We start from the raw sequence: 21,169 nt of genomic DNA, 5'->3' as shown, positions 1-21,169 counted from the left end.
GTGCACCTTTAGGGTCAACTCGTGCGAGTTCTAGTGACCGGTGCCACTGGGTACGTGGGCCAAGTTGTGGTGCGTGAGCTGCGGTTTCACGGACATGAACCAGTTGTGTTCCGTCAGCGGCTCATGGAGCCGTTCCACGTGACGGACGTCGACGCCGTCATCCACCTGGCGGGTCTCGCGCGGGTCAGGGAGTCGTTCCAAGATCCACTCTCATATTACGAAACCAACGTGGCCGGGACGCTCAACCTGCTGAAAGCGTTGCGCGGCCAGCGGTTCCTCCTCGCGTCGACGGCCGGGGTGTACCGGCCGGACGACGCCACCCTGACGGAGGACTCGGTCCGCGAGCCCTCCTCCCCGTACGCCGCGACGAAGGCGGCCGCGGAGGACCTCGTGGCGTGGGCGGCGCGGTCAGGGCAGATCGGGGCGGCCACGCTGCGTTTGTTCAACGTCGCTGGAGGGGGTGACACCGACACCACTCGGGTGATCACGCGGGCCGTGGCGACGGCGGCTGGGCAGGCGCCGGGGATGGAGGTCTACGGCGACGGGTCGGCGGTGCGCGAGTTCGTCCACGTGCGGGATGTCGCCGCCGCCTTCGTGACGGCGCTGGACGCCTGTGAGGTCGGCGAGTCCGCCGTGTACAACGTCGGCGGGACGTCCGCGTCCGTGCGGGAGGTGCTGGCGACCGTCGAGGAGGTCACCGGGCGGCCGGTGGACGTGACCTGGCGGGCGGCGAACCCCGACGAGGTCACGGTGCAGCGCGCCGACATCTCCCGGCTGCGGTCGCTGGGCTGGGAGCCCGCGCACTCGACGCTGACGGAGATCGTCAGCGACCAGTGGGCCGCTGTGGCCCGGTAACCCGCTTCGGCACCGGGACCCGGTCGAGGTCCTTCGCCACGACGATCTCGCCGTCGAACTCCGCCGCCGCCTCGGCGTGGAACTCGGCGGGGTCGTCGTAGCGCTGCGAGAAGTGGGTCAGCACGAGCTTGCGGACGCCGCTCTCACTGGCGACGCGGGCGGCCTGCTGGGCGGTGAGGTGGCCGTGGTCGCCGGCCAGCCTCGTGTCGCGGGCGAGGTAGGTCGACTCGATCACCAGCAGGTCGGCCCGGTCGGCGAGCTCGTAGACGTTGTCGCAGAGCCGGGTGTCCATGACGAACGCGAACCGCTGGCCTGGCCGCGGTTCGCTCACGTCGGCGAGCCGGACACCGTTGAGGACGCCGTCGCGTTGCAGGTCGCGGACCAGCGGGCCCCGGATGCCGTGCTCGGCGAGCTTTTCGGGCAGCATGCGGTGGCCGTCGGGCTCGACCAGCCGGTAGCCGAACGAGTCGATGCCGTGGTCGAGCCGGTAGGCCTCCAACCGGCCGAACTTCCCCTCCGCGACGAGGCCGTCGTCGTGCACGGGCTCCTCCTTGACGTCCGCGGCGTCGTAGAAGGCGCTCGCGTACCGGAGGCGTTCGAAGAAGTGCGCGCCCGACCGCGGGAAGTGCGCGTGGACGGTGTGCGGCACGCGGTCGAGGCTCAGGCGCTGGACGATGCCGGGCACGCCCAGGCAGTGGTCGCCGTGGAAGTGCGTGATGCAGATCCGGGTGATGTCGCTCGCGGCCGCACCCGAGCGCAGCAGCTGCCGCTGGGAGCCGTCGCCGGGGTCGAACAGCAGGCCCTCGCCGTCCCACCGCAGCAGGTAGCCGTTGTGGTTGCGCTGGCGCGTGGGAACCTGGCTGGCCGTTCCCAGGACGATCAGTTCCCGGACTGTCACCCCCGAACGTTAACGTCTGACCCATGCAGAGCGTCGAAGTGGCAGCGTCGTGGCCGGCCGAGAACGTGGCCGTGGCCGTGGTGTCCGGCGGGTCCGTGGTGGCGTCGCTGGGCGATCAGCAGCGCGTGTTCGGGCTGGCCTCGGTGACGAAGCTGCTGACGTCGTACGCGGTGCTCGTGGCCGTGGAGGAGGGCGCGGTCGAGTGGGACCAGCCCGCCGGCCCGCCGGGGGCGACCGTGCGGCACCTGATCGCGCACACGGCCGGGTACGCGTTCGACAAGCCCGAGGTCCAGGCAGAGCCGGGCACGCGGCGGATCTACTCCAACGCGGGTTTCGACGTGCTCGCCGCGTTCGTCGCCGAGGCCTGCGAGATCCCGTTCCCGCGGTACCTGCACGAGGCCGTGTTCGCGCCGCTGGGCATGACCTCGTCGGCACTGGTCGGCAGCGCGGGTGCCGGTGCCGAGTCCAGCGCGGCCGACCTGGCGCTGTTCGCCGCAGAGCTGCTGTCGCCGAAGCTGGTCTCCGCCGAGCTGGTGCGCGAGGCGACCTCGGTCGTCTTCCCCGGCCTCAACGGAGTGCTGCCCGGCTACGGCATGCAGAAGCCGAACGACTGGGGCCTCGGCTTCGAGATCCGCGACGGCAAGTCGCCGCACTGGACCGGTCGCACGCACTCGCCGCGCACGTTCGGGCACTTCGGCCAGTCCGGCACGTTCCTGTGGGTCGACCCGGACCTCGCGGCGGCCTGCGTCGCGCTGACGGACCTGCGGTTCGGGCCGTGGGCGGTCGAGGCGTGGACCCCGTTCTCCGACGGCGTCCGCGCGGAACTCAGTCAGCGAGCCTGAGGGCAAGCTGCTTCAGCACGTCCTGGACGTCGGCGTCCTCGCAGTCGTTCTCGTAGGCCTGCGCGACCCCGTGGAACGCGTAGAGCAGCCCGGCCGTGAACCACCCGAACTGCGACAGCACCTGGTCCATCGCCTGCTTGAGGGCTTGGGCGCCAGCCTCGTTCAGCTCGCCGTCGACCTTGACCTCGTAGCTGAACACACCCTCCTGCAAGGACTTGAGCGCCGTGCGCAGGTAGTCGCTCGACTCCCCCGCCTCCGCGTCGTAGGTGAGCGTCAGGACGCCGAGCGCCCGCTGCATGATCTCGCGCTGATCCACGGGGTGAACTCTGCCGCAGTGACCGCCCTCGGCGCACCTGCGTGCGGCATCAGCACTCCGCAGCGCTCTAGCCGACGCAGGTGTGACGTAGCTCGCAACGGGCCGACGGGGCGATCGGATTCGGCGAACGCCAAAGCCGACAACGGAAGAGCCCCTGTCCGCGATTTCCGCGAACAGGGGCTCTTCTGATCTGGTGCGCTCGGCAGGATTCGAACCTGCAACCTTCTGATCCGTAGTCAGATGCTCTATCCGTTGAGCTACGAGCGCATGTTCTTCAATTATAACCGATCCCCTAGAGGCTCGGCCTTGCGGAGGCTCCGGGATTTGAACCCGGGATGGGGGGTTACCCCAAACCGCATTAGCAGTGCGGCGCCATAGACCAGACTAGGCGAAGCCTCCCGGGACCATCCTCGGCCACGGGACATAGGTTACACAGGTCCTCAACCGACTTGCAAAACGCCCCCCTCGAAGCATGGAACGCGCTGGTCAGAGCACGTTCAGAGGCCTCGGGAGGGGCGTTAAACGCCTGTTCACCGCCACCGGAGTGACCTAGATCATTCCGCGGCGAGTTCCAGGAACGGTTGGAGGGCCTCGGGATTGCGCAGGGCGTCGCGGCTCACGGCGCGGTCGACGGCCACTCCAGCGAGGATCTTCTTGACCGGGACCTCGCACTTCTTGCCGTTCAGCGTCCGCGGGATCTCGCTGACGGCGACGAAGCGGTTCGGGACGTGGCGCGGGGAGAGCGAGGAACGGAGTTCCTTGCGCAACAACGGTTCCACGTCGGACAAGGAGACGCCGTCGAGGACCACGAAGCAGAGCAGCTCGCCCTCGGTGACGCCGGAGGTGTCGATCACCAGGGAGTCGGCGACGCCGTCGACGGACTCGACGACGCGGTAGAACTCGGAGGTGCCCATGCGGACGCCGCCGCGGTTGAGGGTCGAGTCGGAGCGGCCGTAGATCACGGCGGAGCCGCGCGGGGTGATGCGGATCCAGTCGCCGTGGCGCCAGATGCCGGGGTAGGTGTCGAAGTAGGCGTCACGCAGGCGCGAGCCGTCCTCGTCGCCCCAGAAGAAGACCGGCATCGACGGCATCGGACGGGTGATCACGAGCTCGCCCACCGCGTCGGTCAGCGGGGTGCCGGTCTCGTCGAAGGCGTGCACGGCGGCGCCGAGGGCGCGGCAGGACAGCTCGCCGAGCCACACCGGGCGGTCGGGGGCGGCGGCGACGAAGGCGGTGCACAGGTCGGTGCCGCCGGAGACCGAGGCGATCTGGACGTCCTTGCCGACGGCGGAGGCGATCCAGCGGAAGCCCTCCGGCGTCAGCGGGGCGCCGGTGGAGCCGACGACACGCAGGCCCGTCAGGTCGTAGCGCGACGCCGGTTCGAGGCCCTCCTTCAGGCACGACTGGACGTACGGGGCCGAGGTGCCGAAGTAGGTGACGCGGTGCTGTTCGGCCAGGTGCCACAACGTGTCCAGCGACGGGTGGGCCGGGCTGCCGTCGAACAGCACGACCGTGGTGCCCACCAGCAGGCCGGACACCAGGTAGTTCCACATCATCCAGCCGGTGGTGGTGAACCAGAAGAAGCGGTCGCCGGGGCCGAGGTCGCTGTGCAGGGCGAGCATCTTGAGGTGTTCCAGCACGATGCCGCCGTGGCCGTGCACGATGCCCTTGGGCAGGCCCGTGGTGCCGGAGGAGTAGAGCACCCACAGCGGGTGGTCGAACGGCACCGGCGTGAACTCCAGGGCCGCGTCCTCGTTGTCCGCCAGCAGCTCCGAGAACGACAGCGTGTCCGGCAGCGACGCGCCGTTGTCCAGGTAGTCGATCAGCACGGTCGCGCGCAGCGACGGGATCTGCGAGCGGATCTCCTCGACGACCGGGCGGCAGTCGAACGACCGTCCGTTGTAGACGTAGCCGGAGACGGCGACGAACACCGCCGGCGAGATCTGGGTGAAGCGGTCGGCGACGGCGCGTGCGCCGAAGTCCGGGGAGCACGACGACCACGTGGCGCCGAGCGAGGCGGCGGCCAGGAAGGCCACCAGGGCCTCCGGGGCGTTCGGGACGAGTGCGACCACCCGGTCGCCCGCGGAGACGCCCAGGGACGCCAGCGCGGCACGGAAAGCGGCCACGCGGGAGCGCAGGGCGCCGAACGTGAGCGAGTACGTGAGGCCGTCCTCGCGGTGGAAGATCACTGCGAGGTCGTCGTCGGCACCGCGGCGCAGCGCGTGCTCGGCGTAGTTCAGGGTCGCGCCGGGGAACCAGGTGGCGCCGGGCATCTCGTCAGAGGCCAGCACCCGCTCGTACGGCGCGTGGAACGAGACGTCGAAATACGCGGCGATGGCGCCCCAGAACCCCTCGAGGTCGGAGACGGACCACTCCCACAGCGACTCGTAGTCGGGGAAGTCGTGGCCGCGGTCGCGCAACCACGACCTGAAGGCGGTCATCCCGTTGTCCCTCGTGGGGTCCGGGCGCCACAGCAGTTCGACGTCGGTGTCGGTCATGCCCCATGTGTAGCCGGTGGAACGCGGCTCGTCCATGTGGCGTTCGCGGACAAGAACGCGCCCGGTGGTGTGGGGCTCAGCCGGCCAGCAGCTCGTCCACGGCCGAGGTCAGGCGGGCCTGGTCGGCCGGGGCCAGCACGAGCCAGCCGTCGTGCCTGCGCAGCAGGTAGCGGCCCTCGCGGGTGTCCAGCCAGGACACCGAGCGGCCGGTCGGGCGGGGCACGCCGTCGCGGTTGCGGGCGGTGAGGCCGAGCTCGCCGCCGCCGATGCGGTTGGTGACGATCCGCATCAGCGTGTGCGCCTCCGGCTCGCGGATGCCGGCGTCGCGCAGGACGTCCAGGAACGCCTGCACGCCTTCGCGTTCGCCCGCCTGGCCCGCGCGGAGGTAGTCGTCCCACCGCACGTTGACCGACCGGCCGCTGCCCGGCGCCAGGCCGGGCAGCGAGGAGACGGTGGCGGAGGCCAGCGCGTTGGGGCGGAACTCCCGCAGGTGGACCTGGCCGTTCACCCGCGCGGCGAACGACCCGCTCCAGCCGGCGCACGCGAGTCCGCGCGCCAGCTCGGTGCCCTTGAAGTACGCGATCTCGAGCGCCCGGTCGAACTCGCCGAGGCCGCTGATGAGCGTCCTCAGGTAGTCGTCGGGGCGGTCGATCGTGCCGAGACCCCGCGCGTACAGCGTCTGGGAGCTCTGCTCGGCGAGCCGCCGCCGTGCCGCGCGGGTGGCCCCGACGTGGGGCGTTCCGAGCGGCACGACGCGGTCCTCGCCGTGCACGGCCTGCCACAGCAGGAAGAACTCCTGCGCGCTGACCGTGAAGCGTCTTTCACTCACTGACCGATCACCGGCGGGGCCGCCTTGCGGTCCAGGCCGAAGACGTTGTCGTCCTCTTCCAGGTAGCTCGCGCTCTTGTGCTCGCGCTCGTCGTTCTGGCCACCCGCCGCGGGCGCGCCGGCCGCCATCGGCGCGGCACCCATCGCGAGCGGGTTCTGGAACGCCCTGGTCTGGTTGCCGGTCGCCGCGGACGAGGCCGCCGCCGCGGCACCCGCGCCGGAACGACCGTCGCCCACCACGCCGGCGCTGCCACCGGGTGAGCCGGTGCCACCACTGCTGCCGGACTGGTTGTTCTGGTTCGCGGCGGGGATGCGGCCGAAGCCCACGCCACCGGTGAAGCCGCCACCGCCGCCGCCACCGCGACCGCCACCGAAGCCACCGGCGTTCCCGCCGCCGCGCGACGCGTTCGTGGTGCCCCGGTTCTGCTGGGGGGTCGGCGTGACCGCGGCGCCGCCGCCGGCGCCACCGCCGGGCGTCGTGCCGTCGGGGTTGGACGGCGTGCGCGTACCGGTGCCGCTGTCGACGAGGACCGGGTTGACCGGGTTGACCGGCGGGGTGAACTGCGACGGCACGGTCTGGTCGACCGCGGCCGAGTTGCGCTGGAACGCCGCCATCACGTCCGCCGCGAGCCGGTGCGACGCGTCGGCGGCCGCGAGGTTCTCGACCGCGCTGGTGCCGACGGTGTCGAAGCCGGCGAACGCACCGGTCTGGCTGGAGACCAGCCGCGGGTTCTGTGTCCCGCTGAACGCGTCGGCGTCGGCCACGCCCTGCAGCTCCTGCTGCTGGCGCAACCGAGAGATGAGCTGGGGACGAGCCTCCACCGGCGTCGGGGTGGGCGTCGGAACCGGGGGCTCCGGCGCCTTCGGGGGCGGTGGCATCGCGGCCCGCGCGGCCTCGACGTTGCTGGTCTCGGTGGTGATCGCCGACGAGACCTTCTGCGCGTAGGTCGCGGTGTCGTGGACCCAGTTGGTGACCTCGGTCAGGCCGTCGCGGGCCAGCCGCGCCGACTCGCCGTCCCAGCCGACCGTGGAGTCCTCGACGGCCTTGAGGAGGTTCTCGCGCACGGCCGCGATGTCCTCGCCGATCTTGCTCCAGCTGGTGGCGGCGGCGTTCGCGCTTTCGAGGTTCACGCCGGTGTGCACCATGTTGTAGAGCTGCTCGTGGGTGTAGGTCATCCAGTCGACGGGCTCGTGGATGTCCTCGCGGTTCCACTTGTCCTTGTCGTCGTGGCCGTGGCCGCCGTTGCCGCCGTGACCGCCGCCGTGCCCTCTCCGGCTCACCACGAACCCCCGTGCTTCCGCATCTGCTGCTCGGCCTCTTCGTCGGCCCGCTGCGTCTCGTCCCGGTTCTTCTTCAACGCGTTGCCGATGTCACCGAGCACCTCGTAGAGGTCCAGCAACGCCTTGGCCGCGCCGGAGTCCTCACCGACGGCGATGTCCTGGAACCGCGCGCTGATCGCGTGGGCGACCGGGTTGTCCCCGAACTGCAGCGGCGTCGCCAGCTGGTTCCTGGCCCGCTCCCACAGGGCCATCACCTGGTCGCGCGCGTCGTCGACCGCCTTGATCAACGCCTCGGCCGCGCCGGCGTCGAGCTGCAACCGCCCGCTGTCCGCCGCGTGGTCGAGCTTCGCCGCGGCGTGGCTCGCCGCGGCCTTGTCCACCAGCATCTCCGTCTGGAGTGCCGGTTTCGCCGCCGCGAGCTGGTCCGCGGTGATCGGCGTGGTCGTCGCCGTGCTCACCGCGGGCGTCGCGGCGCCCGTCGGCGTGCCTGTTCCGGTGCCTTCAGCCATCCCTCACAACCCCCTGCACTGCTTGGTCGTCGCCGCAGCACTGGGTGTTACGCACCGCTACACCCAGTCAGCCGTCCGAAGCACTCCTTAGATGTACCCGGACGACGGTTCGGTTCCAATCCGCCGTAAAGACTCTTACCTCATGTGCGCGTCGAACCAGTTCAACGCGCGAGCCCACGCCTCGTCACCGGAAGGCTCGAACCGGACCACATCAGACGCTGATTCAGAGCTCGCTACGGCATCCCGCAGCTTGTTGACCTCTTCGGAGTCGTCGTCGCGGTAGATGCCGAGCCACGGGCACGAGAGGTCGGCCGCCACGTCGACGAGCGCGGGCAGGCCGTCCGAGAGCGGTTCGAGGACACCGGGACCCTGCACGGTGACGGCCGCCCCGATCGAGCGACTCGCGGCGACCACCATCGCGACGGTGCCGCCGATCTCGAACCCGACCACGCCCATCCGGTCGGCACTCACGCCCTGCTGGCCCAGCCAGACGAACGCGACGTCGGTGTCCTCCAGCAGCCGGTCGCCGGAGAGCTTGCTGATCTGGTCCCTGACGTCGTCGCCGTGCACGCGGTCGGCCTCGTACAGGTGTGGCGCGACCGCGAGCCAGCCCTCGGCGGCCAGGCTGCGCACCAGCGATTTCACCCGTGCCGTGATGCCTCGTGCCTCGTGCAGCACCACGAGCCCGCCGCGCGCGGTTCCGTCCGGTTCCGCGATCGTGACCCGCAGTTCACGGCCGTCGGTCAGGGCAAGCGTCTCGACACGGGTAGTGGTCATGCGCCCACCCTCGCACGAGCGGGTGAACTCCAGTCAACGTGTCCAATCGGACGGAGCAATGCGAGGATCGGGAGCATGACCGTGCGAACCCGCGCTGACCTGGCGTCCCTGCCCTCCTACGTGCCCGGCAGGTCCATCCCCGGCGCCATCAAGCTCGCGAGCAACGAGGTGTCCGCCGGCCCGCTGCCCAGCGTGGTCAAGGCGATCGCCGACGCTGCCACCGCCATCAACCGGTACCCCGACTCCGGCTGCGTCGAGCTCACCGCCCGGCTCGCCGACAAGCTCGGCGTGCCCACCGACCACCTGGCCATGGGCTGCGGCTCGGTGACCCTGTGCCAGCAGCTCATCCAGGCGACCTGCACGTCGTCGGACGAGGTGCTGTTCGCGTGGCGGTCGTTCGAGGCGTACCCGATCGTCACGCACGTGGCGGGCGCGCGGCAGATCCGGGTTCCGCTGACCTCCGAGCACGTCCACGACCTGGACGCGATGGCGGCGGCGATCACCCCGAACACGCGCATGGTGTTCGTCTGCAACCCGAACAACCCGACCGGCACCGCGCTGCGCACCGAGGAGATCGAGGCGTTCATCGACCGCGTCCCCTCCGACGTGCTGGTCGTGCTCGACGAGGCCTACAAGGAGTTCGTCGACGACGCGCACGTCCCCGACGGCGTCGAGCTCGCCAAGCAGCAGTGGGCGTCCGGCCGCGACAACGTGGCGGTGCTGCGCACGTTCTCCAAGGCCTACGGGCTCGCCGGTCTGCGGATCGGGTACGCGGTGGCCCCGCCGGCCGTCGCCGAGGTGCTGCGCAAGGTCTACGTGCCGTTCTCGGTCAACGCGCTGGCCCAGGTGGCCGCGATGGCGTCGCTGGACGCCGAGGACGAGCTGATGGTCCGCTGCCGGGGCATCGTCGCGGAACGCACGCGCGTGCGCGGCGAGCTGCTGGCGATGGGCTACGACGTGCCGGAGTCGCAGGCGAACTTCGTGTGGCTGCCGCTGGGTGAGCGCACCGCCGAGTTCAACGAGCACTGCCTGGCGCACAAGGTCGTGGTGCGCGCGTTCGCCGGTGAGGGCGCTCGCGTGACCATTGGTGAGCCGGACGAGAACGACGCGTTCCTGACCGCGGCGCGCGCGTTCATCGCGTAGGTCGTCGAACGGGTGCCGCGGGCTCCGGCCGGAGCTCGCGGCAGCACTACTTCGTGAGCAGCTGCACGATCGCCGCGACACCCACGACGACGATCACGCCGCGCAGCACGGCCGGCGAGAGCTTGCGGCCGACCTTGGCGCCGATCTGCCCGCCGATGACGGACCCGACGGCCAGCAGCAGCACGACCGGCCAGGCCACGTCGGCGATGAAGATGAACAGGACGCCGGCGACGAGGTTCACGAACGCGGTCAGCACGTTCTTCAGCGCGTTCATCCGCTGCAGGTGCTCGTTGACCAGCACGCCCATGATCCCCATGACCAGCACGCCCTGCGCCGCACCGAAGTAGCCGCCGTAGATGCCGGCCGCGAAGACGCCGAGCCACAGCAGCACGCCGCCGTCGCCGGTGCCGCGGCGGTGGGAGAGCTTGCGGTTGAGCCACGGCTGGATGACGACCAGCACCAGCGCGATGACGATCAGCACCGGCACGATCGCGGTGAAGGCCTTGTCGGGCAGCGTCACCAGCAGGATCGCGCCGACCACACCGCCGAGGATCGAGGCGGGGAGCAGCCGGACGATGCGGGACCTCTGCCCCTTGAGCTCCTCGCGGTAGCCCCACGCACCGGACAGCGAGCCGGGCACGAGGCCGAGCGAGTTGGAGACGTTGGCGACCACCGGCGGGTAGCCGACGGCGAGCAGCACGGGGAACGTCACGAGCGTGCCGCTGCCGACGACGGTGTTGATGCCGCCTGCGAACACCCCCGCGATGACCACCGCGACCGCTTCCCAGATCGTCATGTCACCCCCAGGTACCCGATGGTTAGCGACGCTAACACTCCACTCGGGACGGCGAAGTGTGGCGCTGATGACAGCAGGGTGCCCGCTGTGGGACGAACGCGGGGCGGCGCTCGTGGTGAGCACCGCCCCGCGGTGGATCTACGAACCCGCGTTCAGGCCGGCCCGCGGTGAAAACCGCTTTGGCATCCGGCGACGGCGTGGTTGGGTGGGGCTTCCTCCTACGAGACAAGGTCGATGCCATGGGCAGCCCCGGACACACCGGGCCGCTCCGCAGTGCCCGGTGACACTCGCTGACTTTTCCGTGCGATCACCAGGAGCACCCACCTTGACGTGGTACACGTCTTTCTTCACCGACCTCGCCAACTCCTTCTGGCGCGGTGCCGTTCCACCGTCCGCCACCACCGCCGAGATCGACTTCGTGACCGGGTTCGTCCCCGCCGGCGCACGGGTGCTGGACGCGCCGTGCGGCAGCGGGCGGCACAGCGTCGAGCTCGCCGGCCGGGGCTACCGGGTCACCGGGCTCGACATCTCGGCCGAGGCCGTCGAACACGCCCGTGCGTCGTCGTCCTCCGTGGACTGGCGGCTGGGCGACGTCCGCGACCTCGCCGCCGAGGGCGTGGTCGCCGACCTCGCGCTCTGCATGGGCAACAGCTTCGGGTACCTGGAACACGCCGAGAACGTGCGGTTCCTCGCCGACCTGGGCCGGGTGGCGCCCGTGCTCGTGCTCGACTACAGCTGCGCGGCCGAGTCGTTGCTGCCCTCGCTGCCGGGTGAGATCCGGCTGGCGGCGGGCGGCGTCGAGATGGTCGCCGTCAACACCTACGACGTGGCCTCCGGCCGGTTGCTGATCGACTTCACCTTCACCTCGGGTGAGCGGACGCAGCGGTCGACGTGCGTGCAGCACGTCTACACCGCGGGCGAGCTGACCCGGATGCTGCGAGCCGCCGGGTACCCGTCGGTCGAGCTGTACGGCGACGTCGACGGCAGCGCGTTCACCGTCGGTGGTCACCGCCTGCTGGCGGTGGCCCGCCGCTGACGGCGCGGGGCGGTGCTCAGTCCTCGTACGCGGGGTCGGGCACCGCCCTGCTCCACGCGTCCTCGAACTCGCGTTCCGTGATCTCCATCGGCACGTACCGCGGGTCGTGCAGGTCGATCGGCGGGTTGATCGGCCAGCCGCCCATCGCCGAGCTGAGCAGCGTGCCGTCCGCCTTGACCTCGACCTGCCGCAGCTGCCTGCCGTCCTGCCCGATCTCGACCAGGTAGGTGAGGCCTTCCTCGAACGTGCGCAGGTACACGCGCTCGCGCCCGGCCAGCACGCCGAAACCCGGCTTGCCGCGCTGCTGCGCGCGTTCCTCGCGCATCAGCCGCAGCGCCGGGTCCCGGTCCACCTCGCTCAGCTCGAGCTCGTCGAGCCCCCACTGCTCGGCCTGGGCCAGCGCGTCCGGATCGGTGATCACCTCTGCCTCCGCGAGGGTGAGGACGATCTGCTCGGCCGACTCGGCCCAGATCCACCACGACAGCCCGCCCATGCCGTAGTCGTGCAGGACGAGGAAACGGCGCCGCAAAGCTCAGCCCAGGTCGTTGGTGTCGAACGTGTTGCAGCGCGCCGGGTCACCGGTCTGCAGACCGGTCGTGAACCACTTCTTGCGCTGCTCGGAGGTGCCGTGGCTGAACTTCGTCGTGTCGACCTGGCCGCCGCCGAGCTCGCGCTGGATGAAGTCGTCACCGATGCGGCTGGCCGCGTCCAGGGCGGCGTCGACGTCGGCCTGGGTGATGTTCGTGATCAGCGGCTGGCCGTTGGCCGTCGGCGTCTTGGTGGCGGCGTTGCCCCACGCACCGGCGTAGCAGTCGGCCTGCAGCTCCAGGCGCACCGAGTCGGAGGTCGGGCCGGTGCGTGAGCTCACCCGGTCCGAGGTGCCGAGCTGGTTCTGGATGTGGTGGCCGTACTCGTGGGCCAGGATGTAGGCCTCGACGAACGGCCCGCCGGTCGCGCCGAACGTCGTGCGCATCTCGTTGAAGAAGTCCAGGTCGATGTACACCTGGGAGTCGGCCGGGCAGTAGAACGGGCCCACCGCCGAGGTCGCGTTGCCGCAGCGGGTGTTCACGCTGCCGCGGAAGAAGTTGGTCTTCGTGACCTGGTAGCTGCGGCCGGAGCGCTTGAACTGGTCGGTCCAGAAGCCCTGGATCGAGTTGATCGTGGCCACGACCCGGCAGTCGCTGTCGCGGTTCGCGTCAGCACCGGTCTTGCACTTCTCCGCCAGCTGACCCGACTCGACCTGGTTGCCGGGGTTCACACCGCCGCTCTCCAGGCCGCCGGTGGGCAGCTGGATGCCGGTGAACTGCTGGATCAGGAAGTAGACGATCAGGCCGACCACGCCGAGACCGCCGCCGACGCCGGCAACCCGCCCGCCGACACCTCGTTGGTCCGACACCTGCGACGTGTCGAGTTCCGCGCCTTCGTTGAACTGCACCGCGTGCCTCCTGACAAGGACCCCGTGACGCGGCAAACGATAGAGCACCGAACGCGCCTCGGTGCGGCGCCCGACGTCGGGGCACCGCACCGAGGACTTCCCATTTGGTTGTAGCGACTACGGCCTACGGCGGTTGGCGTGGCGCCCGACCGGTGACGCCATGAGACGAAACCGAAGTCGAGCTCAACAGCGTCGAGATGCGCCGAGCGACACCGACAGTGCCTGGGCACCCGAAACCCCGTCTCCGTTGCTACGCATTCGCGATCGGACCGGTTACGGCCGAACCGCTCGCGGGGATGCAACAGACCGCGTTTCGCCACAGCGAGGAGATACCTGCACAGCACCACCTACCCCTTCTGGGCGTGGCCCCCGGCCGAGTTCTTCACCTTCCGGTTGCCAGCTCGTTATCGAGCATGCGCTTGATCGCCGCATTTCTCAACACCTCACCAGGGACCTGAACTGGTGAAGTCGGACGGGTGACCTGCGGAGATCGACAGTGCGGAACGCAATCGCCCGGCGAGTGGACCACTCGCCGGGCGATTGTTCGGAACGACCGAAGAATTGATCAGACAAAGCCCTACGGCAGCTGCGTGATGCGGTCGAGCGCGGGCGCGCCCTGGCCGGGGTGGTCCACCAGGTACGCGGAGAACGCGTCCAGGTCGATGCCGCCGCCGGTGATGTTCGTGCCCTTGGTGAACTCGCTGAAACCGTCACCGCCGCCCTGCAGGAAGCTGTTGATCGTCACGCGGTAGCTCGCGTTCGGGTCCAGCGGGGCGCCGTTGAGCGTGACGCCGGAGACCTTCGACCCGAACGGCGCGGACGCCGACCAGCTGTACTTCAGGCCCGCGGAGGGCTGCAGCACGAACGTCCTGGCCGCCGTGAACTGCTGCTCCAGCACGTTCTTGAGCTGCGTGCCGCTCAACGTGACCGTCTGCAGGATGTTGCCGAACGGCTGGACGGTGAACGCCTCGCCGTAGGTGACAACGCCGTCGCCCTCGCCCGCGGGCGAGGACTTGTAGGTGAGGTCGGCGCGCACGCCACCGGGGTTCATCAGCGCGAGCACCGCGCCGTTGCCCTTGGTGGCCGCGAGCTGCCCGTCGGCGATCAGGTTGCCCAGCTGCGACTCGCCGGCCGGGTTCTGCGCCCGCAGGACGTCCGAGCTGATGGTGCCGATCTTCTTGTTCGCGATCGGGCCCGACTTCTGCTTGGCGAGGTCGATGACGGCCTGCACCTCGGGGTCCGCCGCGACCGTGCGCGTGACGATCTTGTTGTCCGCCTTGGTGGCGGTGCGGACGACGTCGCGGGTGCGGCGGTCGATCTTCAGGTCGACGACGCTGAGCTCACGGCCGAAGGCAAGACCCTCGATGAACGGCCGCGGGTTGCCGGCCGGGTCCTTCACCACGCAGTTGTAGTGCTGGTGGCTGTGACCGGAGAAGACGGCGTCGATCTTCGGGCTGACGTTCGCCGCGATGTAGCTGCCGGGGTTGTTGGCCGCCACGTTGCACGCGTTCGGCCCACCGGTCGACGCGGTGACCTGGTCGCCCTGGTGCACCAGCAGCACGATCGACTTCACACCGATCGCGTCGAGGAAGTTGGCGTACCTGTTGGCCGCCTTGACCTCGTCACCGAACTGGAGCTCCTTGATGCCGTTGGGGTCGACCAGGAGCGGCACGTCCTTGAGCGGCATGCCGATGAAGCCGATCGGCATCCCGTCGCGGAACTCGACCCAGAACGGCGGCAGCGCGGGCAGCCCCGTCTTGGCGTTGGTGACGTTCGCACCGAGGATCGGGAAGTTCGCGCCCTCGTACTTCTCGCGGAACTGGCAGCCGTCCGCCGGGTGGCAGCCGCCGTGCTGCATGCGCAGCAGCTCCTTGTACCCCTCGTCGAACTCGTGGTTGCCCGCCGCGGTCGTGTCCATGCCGACCTTGTTGAGCACCTCGATCGTCGGCTCGTCGTGGAACAGCGCCGACACGATCGGGCTGGCACCGATCAGGTCGCCCTGCCCGACGATGACGGAGTTGCGAACCTCCTTCTGGAGGTTCTTGATGTGCGTGGCGTTGTAGGCGGCACCACCGGCGTCGACGGTCGTGCCGTCAGCCAGCACGACCCGCCCCGAGCTGCCGGTGGGCGGCTCGATGTTGCCGTGCAGGTCGTTGATCCCGATCAGGCGCACGTCAACCGTGCCCCGACCGCGCAGTGACTCGACATCGGCCTGGGCAGGCCCGGTAGCGCTGATGACAGTGGCCGCGGCGGCGGTGATCGCCAGAACGGAAAGCCGTCTGAACGAACTCATGGGTTAGAAGCCTCTCCAAGGCGTGGTTAACGCGCGTGTACGGCCCGGGAGTCTGCCTTTTGACCGCCCGGTTTTCCAGAGGGATGACTCGATCGTCATGCACCGGTTTAGCCTTGTTGGTGTGACACCTAGTGAGCAGGAGCCGCGCTGGCTCGACGAGGGCGAGATGCGGGCGTGGCGCACCTACGTGAACGGCTCGTCCATGCTCATGGACCGCCTGCACCGAGAGCTGCAGGACGCCCACGGAGTGTCACTCGCCGACTACGAGATCCTGGTGCGCCTGTCCGAACAACCGAACCAGCGCATGCGCATGACCCAGCTCGCCGAGGACGTCGCCTCGTCCAAGTCCCGCGTCTCACACCAGGTCGCACGGATGGAGAAGGCCGGCCTCGTGACGCGCCGGGAGTGCACCGAGGACGGCCGCGGCGTGCTCGCGGAGCTGACGCCGGCGGGCATGGCCCAGCTGGTCGCCGCTGCTCCCACGCACCTGCGCGGCGTCCGCGCGCACATCGTGGACCTGCTGTCGCCCGAGGAGGGTGAGGTGCTGGCCAAGGTTTTCGACCGGGTCATGACACACCTGCGGGAGTCGAACGGCTAGGCTCTGGGGCTGACGCCTCGGCGTCGGGGAAGCGTGGCAGAGCGGCCGAATGCATCCGCCTTGAAAGCGGAAGACGGGAAACCGTCCGGGGGTTCAAATCCCTCCGCTTCCGCTCAGTTGGGAGACGCGTGTCGGGGGCCCTTCGCAGGCCCCCGTTTGCAGCCTCGTGAACCGGACGCGGCGGTCGGCGTCCGTCATCGACCACGTGAATTCGTGTGCGGCAAGTTCCCGGAAGCTTCCGAACAGGGGTAGCTGCTCAGCCGGTGATGACCGCAACCAGCCTGCTGCCAGGAGCAAAGGCACCGCGCTCGACTAACGCGAACACGCCGTAAAGCATCTTGGCGACGTACACCCAGTCGAGCTGGATGCCATGACGTGCCCGAAAGTCGGCAATGAAGTCGTCGAGTGCCGGTGTGCGCTTCGCAAAGCCGCCGAAGTGGAACTCGGTGTTGATAGTCCAGTTGCCGCCCACCTGCCCGAAGGCGCTGCACTGGAGCTGGGTGACGTCTTCCGCCAGGAAGTCGCCGTTTTTGAGCACCGAAAACCCGATTGCCCGTTGCCCGCTGGTCAGACCATGGGCGACGCCTGCCAGCGTGCCGCCAGTGCCACAGGCACAACACAGCACGTCGAAGTCGGCGGCTATTTCGCCCGGTAGTTCTGCACAGCCCTGGACAGCCAGCGCGTTGCTGCCGCCTTCTGGCAGTATGTAGACATCCCCAAAGGATTCTCGCAGACCGGCAATGACGTCAGGCTCCGTCTTGCGGCGATACGTTTGACGGTCCAGGTAAGTGATTTTCATGCCGCGACTGACGGCAAACGTCAAACTGTCGTTGAGGGGCGTATGAGGCTCGCCCCGTATGACGCCCACCGTCTCGAAGTCGAAGTAGTAGCCAGCTGCCGCGGTCGCCGTGATGTGGTTCGAGAACGCGCCGCCGAACGTCAACAGCCGCGTGTGGCCCGCGTCCCGGGCTGCGTCCAGGTTGTAGCGGAGCTTGCGCCACTTGTTGCCGATGAGTTCCGGGTGGATGAGGTCGTCACGTTTGAGGTACAGGCGGATGTCGCGCCGACGCAGCCGGTCGTCGTGCAGTTCGGCGAGTGGCGACGGCAGGCGGAGGGCGGGAGCGGGCACGGCGGCTCCTAGCGTCGGGGCGTTTCATGCTTCCAGGCGGCGGCATGGGTGTCGGCCCCGGTCTAGCAGTGTCCAATTAGGACCAGGTCAAACGGCGTAGTGCGGCAGCGGCTGAAACCGCTCCGTTCGTTGCCTGCACTGGGCCGTTCGATCGAGTTTGCAGCGCTGCTCAGGGTTGTCCCACGGGCGCTCTACGCCCTGTTCGCCGAGGTGCCAGAAGAACGACGTCACCGGGCCAGTCACCCATGCCGCACCCGCCAGGCGGGCATCTACAGCTGAACGCACGAGACGATCGGCGGTTTCGCGGCTGACGGCTGTAGTGGTCACCTGGGCGTAGGCGGGTTCAAGGCAGGGGCCCGGCACCACGCGGTGCCGGGCCCCTGTTGTGGTGCGTTGAGCTACTACGCGACGGCCGCGTGCGAGTGGTCGTCGGCGTGTGCGGCGGTGGACATCTTCGCCGCAGCTGCACGGGTCTCTGCACGCTTGGCGCGCGGCGGCACGCCGTTGACGTCCTCTGTGGACACGCCGTACGTGGCCGTCACGAACGCGATGGCGCCGGCGTTGCGGCCGAGTGCCTTGCGGTCGATGTTGCCGAGGTTGTCGCACTTGGCGTGGTAGCACGGGTCGTAGGCGACACCGGCCGTGCCGCCCCACTTCGCGGCCTGGGCGGCGGTCTTGACGCCTTCGGCACCGGTGAACAGGCCGCCGGCCGGGATGCCCTGGGCGATGAACTCGCCGTAGTCGGAGCGGCCCGAGAAGTCGGTGCCCTCGGTGGGAACGCCGGTGGCGGCGAAGTAGTCGGCGAAGGCCTTCTCGATCTGGGCCGAGCCGTAGGGGCCGGCGCCCGCGCCGACGCCGTCGGAGTCGTCGCCGTCGTAGATGAAGTAGGCGGCGTTCGGGGAGCCGACCATGTCGAAGTTCAGGTACAGGGCGATGTCGAGCTGCTGCTCGAACGTCAGCGACTGCACCCACTTCGTCGAGCCGATCAGGCCGCGCTCCTCCGCGCCCCACCAGGCGAAGCGGACGGCGTTGTCGACCTTCGGGCGCGAGCCGAGCTGCAGCGCGGTCTCCAGCAGGGAGGCCGAGCCGGTGCCGTTGTCGTTGATGCCGGGTCCGACCTCGACGCTGTCGAGGTGCGCGCCGGCCATGACGACGTTGTTCTTGCGGCCGGTGCGGGTCTCGGCGATGACGTTGCGCTCGGTCCTGGTCTCCAGGTGGAAGCGCATGTCGACGGTGATCGGGGAACCGGCCTTCGTCGCCAGCGTGGTGCCGTCGGCCTGGGAGACGCCGCCGGTGGGGATCTTGCCGGGGTTGGTCAGCGTCACGTTGGCGAGCGGGCCTGCGACGTTGTTCGACACGAGCACGGCGATGGCGCCCGCGGCGAACGCGTTGAGGTGCTTCTGCTCGAACGTGCAGCCGCCGCGCCGGATGAGGGCGATGGAGCCGGTGAAGTCCTGGCCGGCGAAGTCGGACGCCTCGCAGCCGGTGGTGGCGTCCTCGGGCACGACGCGCAACGGGCCGGTGACACCGCCGGCCGGGGTCTGCGGCGACGCGGTCATGATCAGCGCCTGGTAGTTCACGCCGCCGACGCGCGCCTGCTCGGCGTCGGTGACCATCACGTCGAAGTCGAACGTCGGAGTGCTCACGATGAAGCCCTCGTCGCGGAGCTTGCCCGCCACGTAGTCGACGCTCGCGCTGTAGCCGGGGGTCAGCGCGGCGCGGTTGCCGCTGTTGCGGTCCGCGATGCGCTGGAACGCGATCAGGTGCCGGTTGACACCTTCGACGGTCACCTTCTTCGCGAGCTTCTTGGCGAGCGCGGGGCCCGCGGGCTCTGCCGCGGCGGACGCGGTGGCGGTTGGGGCTGCGACGAGTGCCGAGATGGCCAGCACTGCCGCCAGCTTGGATCTGCCTGACATGAACGGTCCCCTTCGTTCGAGTGGGGCAACACTCACAAGAAGGAGACCCGGGCCACAATCCGTCAGTCGGCGGGAGTGCGGCTGGTGATCAGCTGAACACACTCCGCGAGGCCCGCCACGTCCGTGTCCCACCCCGGCCGCACGAAGTTCGCCGCGTCCAGCCGCAGTCGCACGTGCTCAAGCCGCTCGCCTCGCGGCGCCGCGGCTGTCGTGCCGTCCGGCACGTACCCGAGCTTCGCGCTCACCCGGTTCGAGGCCCGGTTTCCCACCCATGCGGCCGATCGGGCGATGCGCGCACCCAGGTGGTCGAACGCGAACTGAAGCACGGCCGCCCGCATCTCCGTGCCGAACCCGTTGCCGTGGAACTTCTGCCCCAGCCACGACCCCGTGCTCACCTCGCGCAGCACGGCGAAGTCGCGCGCGCTGACCTCCTGCACGCCGATGACCTTGCCCTCGTGCCGCACCAGGAACGCGATCGCCCAGCTGTCCGGCGCCACCCTGGCCCGCGTGGCCCAGAAGAACTGGATCATGCTGCGCCCGCCGTCGTCCGACAGCTGGTCGGTCCACGGCACGTTGAACGGCATCTCGTCCGGCGCGTGCACCCCTTCCTTGGCCACGTCGACGAGCTCGTACAAGCCCTCGTCGTCGTCGGGACGCAACTCGAGGCGCGGCGTGGTCAGCACCAGGTTCCGCAACGGCCAGGCGTTCATCCTCCGATAGTGCCGGGTCTGTCGAATGTGATTACGGTCGAGGCCATGCATGCCATCACTGTTCGCGAACCCGGCGGCCCCGACGTGCTGGAGTGGACCGAGGTCCCCGACCCGCAGCCGGGCCGCGGCGAGGTGCTGATCGACGTGGCCGCATCCGCCGTGAACCGCGCGGACCTCCTGCAACGCCAGGGCCTCTACCCACCCCCGCCGGGCGCGCCGGACATCATCGGCCTGGAGTGCTCCGGCACGATCGCCGCGGTGGGCGAGGACGTCACCGGCTTCTCGGTCGGCGACGAGGTGTGCGCCCTGCTCGCGGGCGGCGGCTACGCGGAGAAGGTCGCCGTCCCCGCCGCGCAGGTCCTCCCCCTGCCCGCGGGCGTCGACCTGGTCACCGCCGCCTCACTGCCCGAGGTCGCGTGCACGGTCTGGTCGAACGTGGTGATGGACGGCCGCCTGAAACTCGGCGAGACCTTCCTCGTCCACGGCGGCGCGGGCGGCATCGGCACCCACGCCATCCAGGTCGCCAAGGCCCTCGGCGCCACGGTGGCGGCCACCGCCGGTTCCGACGAGCGGCTGCGCCGGTGCGCCGACCTGGGCGCGGACATCACCGTGAACTACAAGACCCAGGACTTCGTGGCCGAGGTCAAGCAGGCCGACGTCGTCCTCGACAACATGGGCGCCTCCTACCTCGGCCGCAACATCGACGTCCTCGCCCCCGACGGCCGGTTGATGATCATCGGCATGCAGGGCGGCGCGAAGGGCGAACTGCCGATCGGGAAGCTGCTGTCCAAGCGCGCCTCGGTGATGGCGACGGGTCTACGCGGCCGTTCCGTGGAGGGCAAGGGCGCGATCGTGGCGCAGGTCCGCGAGCACCTGTGGCCGTTGATCGAGAGCGGCGCGGTGAAGCCGATCGTCGGGGAGGTCGTGCCGATGTCGAACGCCGCCGAGGCGCACCGCTTGCTGGACGAGGGCGACGTGTTCGGGAAGGTCGTATTGCAGCGGGACCGCTGATTCGCACGCTCGCAGGCTCGCGCAGGGGTCCCCTGCGGCTTTGGGTCCCCCGCGACCCAACGTACTCAGGGGGTCTGACAGTTCGAGCGCGCCGACCGGCCGCCACGCAGCGGCGTGAGCGAAGCGAGGGGACGAACTGAGCGAGACGGAAGCGAGGCGTGTGATCGAGCCGAAGGCGAGACGAAACGAGCTCTTCAACGGCGGTTCCGCGGTGGGTGGCTTCCCCGTCTAGCGCTCCGATCGTCTGCCGGGCCTGAGGAGGGGTGTCAAACCGACACGCTTTTCGTCGGTTTGACAC

Annotated in this window: 20 protein-coding genes and 3 tRNA genes; 7 read left to right on the top strand and 16 right to left on the bottom strand. The window is 69.6% G+C overall.

From position 1 onward, the window contains the following. Positions 1–21: 21 nt before the first annotated feature. Positions 22–855: a UDP-glucose 4-epimerase gene (locus tag ADL03_RS36725; protein WP_053738232.1), complete on the top strand. Its 834-nt coding sequence runs from the start codon at positions 22–24 to the stop codon at positions 853–855. Here ADL03_RS36725 and ADL03_RS36720 read toward each other — a convergent pair. Then, positions 824–1,753, bottom strand: a complete 930-nt coding sequence (locus ADL03_RS36720) for a ribonuclease Z (RefSeq protein WP_053738231.1) — start codon at positions 1,751–1,753, stop codon at positions 824–826. The two genes, ADL03_RS36725 and ADL03_RS36720, sit on opposite strands and share 32 nt — an antisense overlap. A gap of 23 nt (positions 1,754–1,776) precedes the next feature. Between ADL03_RS36720 and ADL03_RS36715 the strand changes: the two genes are divergently transcribed. Then, positions 1,777–2,595: a serine hydrolase gene (locus ADL03_RS36715; RefSeq protein ID WP_053738230.1), complete on the top strand. Its 819-nt coding sequence runs from the start codon at positions 1,777–1,779 to the stop codon at positions 2,593–2,595. Here ADL03_RS36715 and ADL03_RS36710 read toward each other — a convergent pair. From ADL03_RS36710 to ADL03_RS36675, 8 genes are all read right to left on the bottom strand, one after another. Further along, a complete protein-coding gene (locus ADL03_RS36710; protein WP_053738229.1) occupies positions 2,579–2,911 on the bottom strand; it encodes a hypothetical protein in 333 nt (110 codons plus the stop codon). The genes ADL03_RS36715 and ADL03_RS36710 overlap by 17 nt on opposite strands. Positions 2,912–3,102: 191 nt before the next feature. Continuing rightward, positions 3,103–3,178, bottom strand: a tRNA-Arg gene (locus ADL03_RS36705). 42 nt (positions 3,179–3,220) lie between these two features. After that, positions 3,221–3,310, bottom strand: a tRNA-Ser gene (locus ADL03_RS36700). A 155-nt stretch (positions 3,311–3,465) separates the two neighbouring features. Next, the gene (locus ADL03_RS36695; protein WP_053738228.1) at positions 3,466–5,409 is read right to left on the bottom strand and encodes an acetoacetate--CoA ligase; all 1,944 of its coding nucleotides are present in this window, start codon (positions 5,407–5,409) and stop codon (positions 3,466–3,468) included. A 76-nt stretch (positions 5,410–5,485) separates the two neighbouring features. After that, positions 5,486–6,238: an ESX secretion-associated protein EspG gene (locus ADL03_RS36690; RefSeq protein WP_053738227.1), complete on the bottom strand. Its 753-nt coding sequence runs from the start codon at positions 6,236–6,238 to the stop codon at positions 5,486–5,488. Next, complete coding sequence (locus ADL03_RS36685; protein ID WP_157529619.1) at positions 6,235–7,518, bottom strand: PPE domain-containing protein; 1,284 nt, start codon at positions 7,516–7,518, stop codon at positions 6,235–6,237. The genes ADL03_RS36690 and ADL03_RS36685 overlap by 4 nt, the downstream gene beginning before the upstream one ends. Then, positions 7,515–8,027, bottom strand: a complete 513-nt coding sequence (locus tag ADL03_RS36680) for a hypothetical protein (protein ID WP_053738225.1) — start codon at positions 8,025–8,027, stop codon at positions 7,515–7,517. The genes ADL03_RS36685 and ADL03_RS36680 overlap by 4 nt, the downstream gene beginning before the upstream one ends. Before the next feature lie 135 nt (positions 8,028–8,162). After that, positions 8,163–8,804 (bottom strand): dienelactone hydrolase family protein, encoded by a 642-nt coding sequence (locus ADL03_RS36675; protein WP_053738224.1) that lies wholly within the window; start codon positions 8,802–8,804, stop codon positions 8,163–8,165. Positions 8,805–8,879: 75 nt separating this feature from the next. On the opposite strand from ADL03_RS36675, the gene hisC reads away from it, so the two are divergent. Next, a complete protein-coding gene (gene hisC, locus ADL03_RS36670; protein WP_053738223.1) occupies positions 8,880–9,947 on the top strand; it encodes a histidinol-phosphate transaminase in 1,068 nt (355 codons plus the stop codon). A gap of 46 nt (positions 9,948–9,993) precedes the next feature. Here the strand turns inward: hisC and ADL03_RS36665 are convergent, their stop codons facing one another. Continuing rightward, positions 9,994–10,743, bottom strand: a complete 750-nt coding sequence (locus ADL03_RS36665) for a sulfite exporter TauE/SafE family protein (RefSeq protein ID WP_053738222.1) — start codon at positions 10,741–10,743, stop codon at positions 9,994–9,996. Between the two features lie 325 nt (positions 10,744–11,068). On the opposite strand from ADL03_RS36665, the gene ADL03_RS36660 reads away from it, so the two are divergent. Further along, positions 11,069–11,779: a bifunctional 2-polyprenyl-6-hydroxyphenol methylase/3-demethylubiquinol 3-O-methyltransferase UbiG gene (locus tag ADL03_RS36660; RefSeq protein WP_053738221.1), complete on the top strand. Its 711-nt coding sequence runs from the start codon at positions 11,069–11,071 to the stop codon at positions 11,777–11,779. Positions 11,780–11,795: 16 nt separating this feature from the next. Here ADL03_RS36660 and ADL03_RS36655 read toward each other — a convergent pair whose 3' ends face one another. The 3 genes from ADL03_RS36655 to ADL03_RS36645 all read right to left on the bottom strand — a co-directional run bounded on the left by ADL03_RS36655 (position 11,796) and on the right by ADL03_RS36645 (position 15,507). Continuing rightward, entirely contained in the window at positions 11,796–12,308 is a 513-nt protein-coding gene (locus ADL03_RS36655; RefSeq protein WP_197288963.1) for a hypothetical protein, read from the bottom strand. A gap of 3 nt (positions 12,309–12,311) precedes the next feature. Next, the gene (locus tag ADL03_RS36650) at positions 12,312–13,214 is read right to left on the bottom strand and encodes a neutral zinc metallopeptidase (RefSeq protein ID WP_053738220.1); all 903 of its coding nucleotides are present in this window, start codon (positions 13,212–13,214) and stop codon (positions 12,312–12,314) included. A 577-nt stretch (positions 13,215–13,791) separates the two neighbouring features. Beyond that, positions 13,792–15,507: a bifunctional UDP-sugar hydrolase/5'-nucleotidase gene (locus tag ADL03_RS36645; RefSeq protein WP_053738219.1), complete on the bottom strand. Its 1,716-nt coding sequence runs from the start codon at positions 15,505–15,507 to the stop codon at positions 13,792–13,794. 166 nt (positions 15,508–15,673) lie between these two features. On the opposite strand from ADL03_RS36645, the gene ADL03_RS36640 reads away from it, so the two are divergent. Both ADL03_RS36640 and ADL03_RS36635 read left to right on the top strand, forming a co-directional pair. Further along, positions 15,674–16,105 (top strand): MarR family winged helix-turn-helix transcriptional regulator, encoded by a 432-nt coding sequence (locus ADL03_RS36640; RefSeq protein ID WP_231642755.1) that lies wholly within the window; start codon positions 15,674–15,676, stop codon positions 16,103–16,105. A 27-nt stretch (positions 16,106–16,132) separates the two neighbouring features. Next, positions 16,133–16,217, top strand: a tRNA-Ser gene (locus ADL03_RS36635). Positions 16,218–16,361: 144 nt separating this feature from the next. Here the strand turns inward: ADL03_RS36635 and ADL03_RS36630 are convergent. The 3 genes from ADL03_RS36630 to ADL03_RS36620 all read right to left on the bottom strand — a co-directional run bounded on the left by ADL03_RS36630 (position 16,362) and on the right by ADL03_RS36620 (position 19,860). Further along, positions 16,362–17,234, bottom strand: a complete 873-nt coding sequence (locus ADL03_RS36630) for a 1-aminocyclopropane-1-carboxylate deaminase/D-cysteine desulfhydrase (protein ID WP_053738217.1) — start codon at positions 17,232–17,234, stop codon at positions 16,362–16,364. 401 nt (positions 17,235–17,635) lie between these two features. Beyond that, positions 17,636–19,150 (bottom strand): M28 family metallopeptidase, encoded by a 1,515-nt coding sequence (locus tag ADL03_RS36625; RefSeq protein ID WP_053738216.1) that lies wholly within the window; start codon positions 19,148–19,150, stop codon positions 17,636–17,638. Between the two features lie 62 nt (positions 19,151–19,212). Next, positions 19,213–19,860, bottom strand: a complete 648-nt coding sequence (locus tag ADL03_RS36620) for a GNAT family N-acetyltransferase (protein WP_053738215.1) — start codon at positions 19,858–19,860, stop codon at positions 19,213–19,215. Positions 19,861–19,905: 45 nt separating this feature from the next. Here ADL03_RS36620 and ADL03_RS36615 point away from each other — a divergent pair, with 45 nt between their 5' ends. Beyond that, the gene (locus tag ADL03_RS36615) at positions 19,906–20,871 is read left to right on the top strand and encodes an NAD(P)H-quinone oxidoreductase (RefSeq protein ID WP_053738214.1); all 966 of its coding nucleotides are present in this window, start codon (positions 19,906–19,908) and stop codon (positions 20,869–20,871) included. Positions 20,872–21,169 lie beyond the last annotated feature (298 nt).

Origin of the sequence: Nocardia sp. NRRL S-836, assembly GCF_001279525.1 — a bacterium.
Taxonomy (GTDB): domain Bacteria; phylum Actinomycetota; class Actinomycetes; order Mycobacteriales; family Pseudonocardiaceae; genus Lentzea.
The sequence above is the reverse complement of the archived record's forward strand: the minus strand, read 5'-3'. Positions and strand labels throughout refer to the sequence as shown.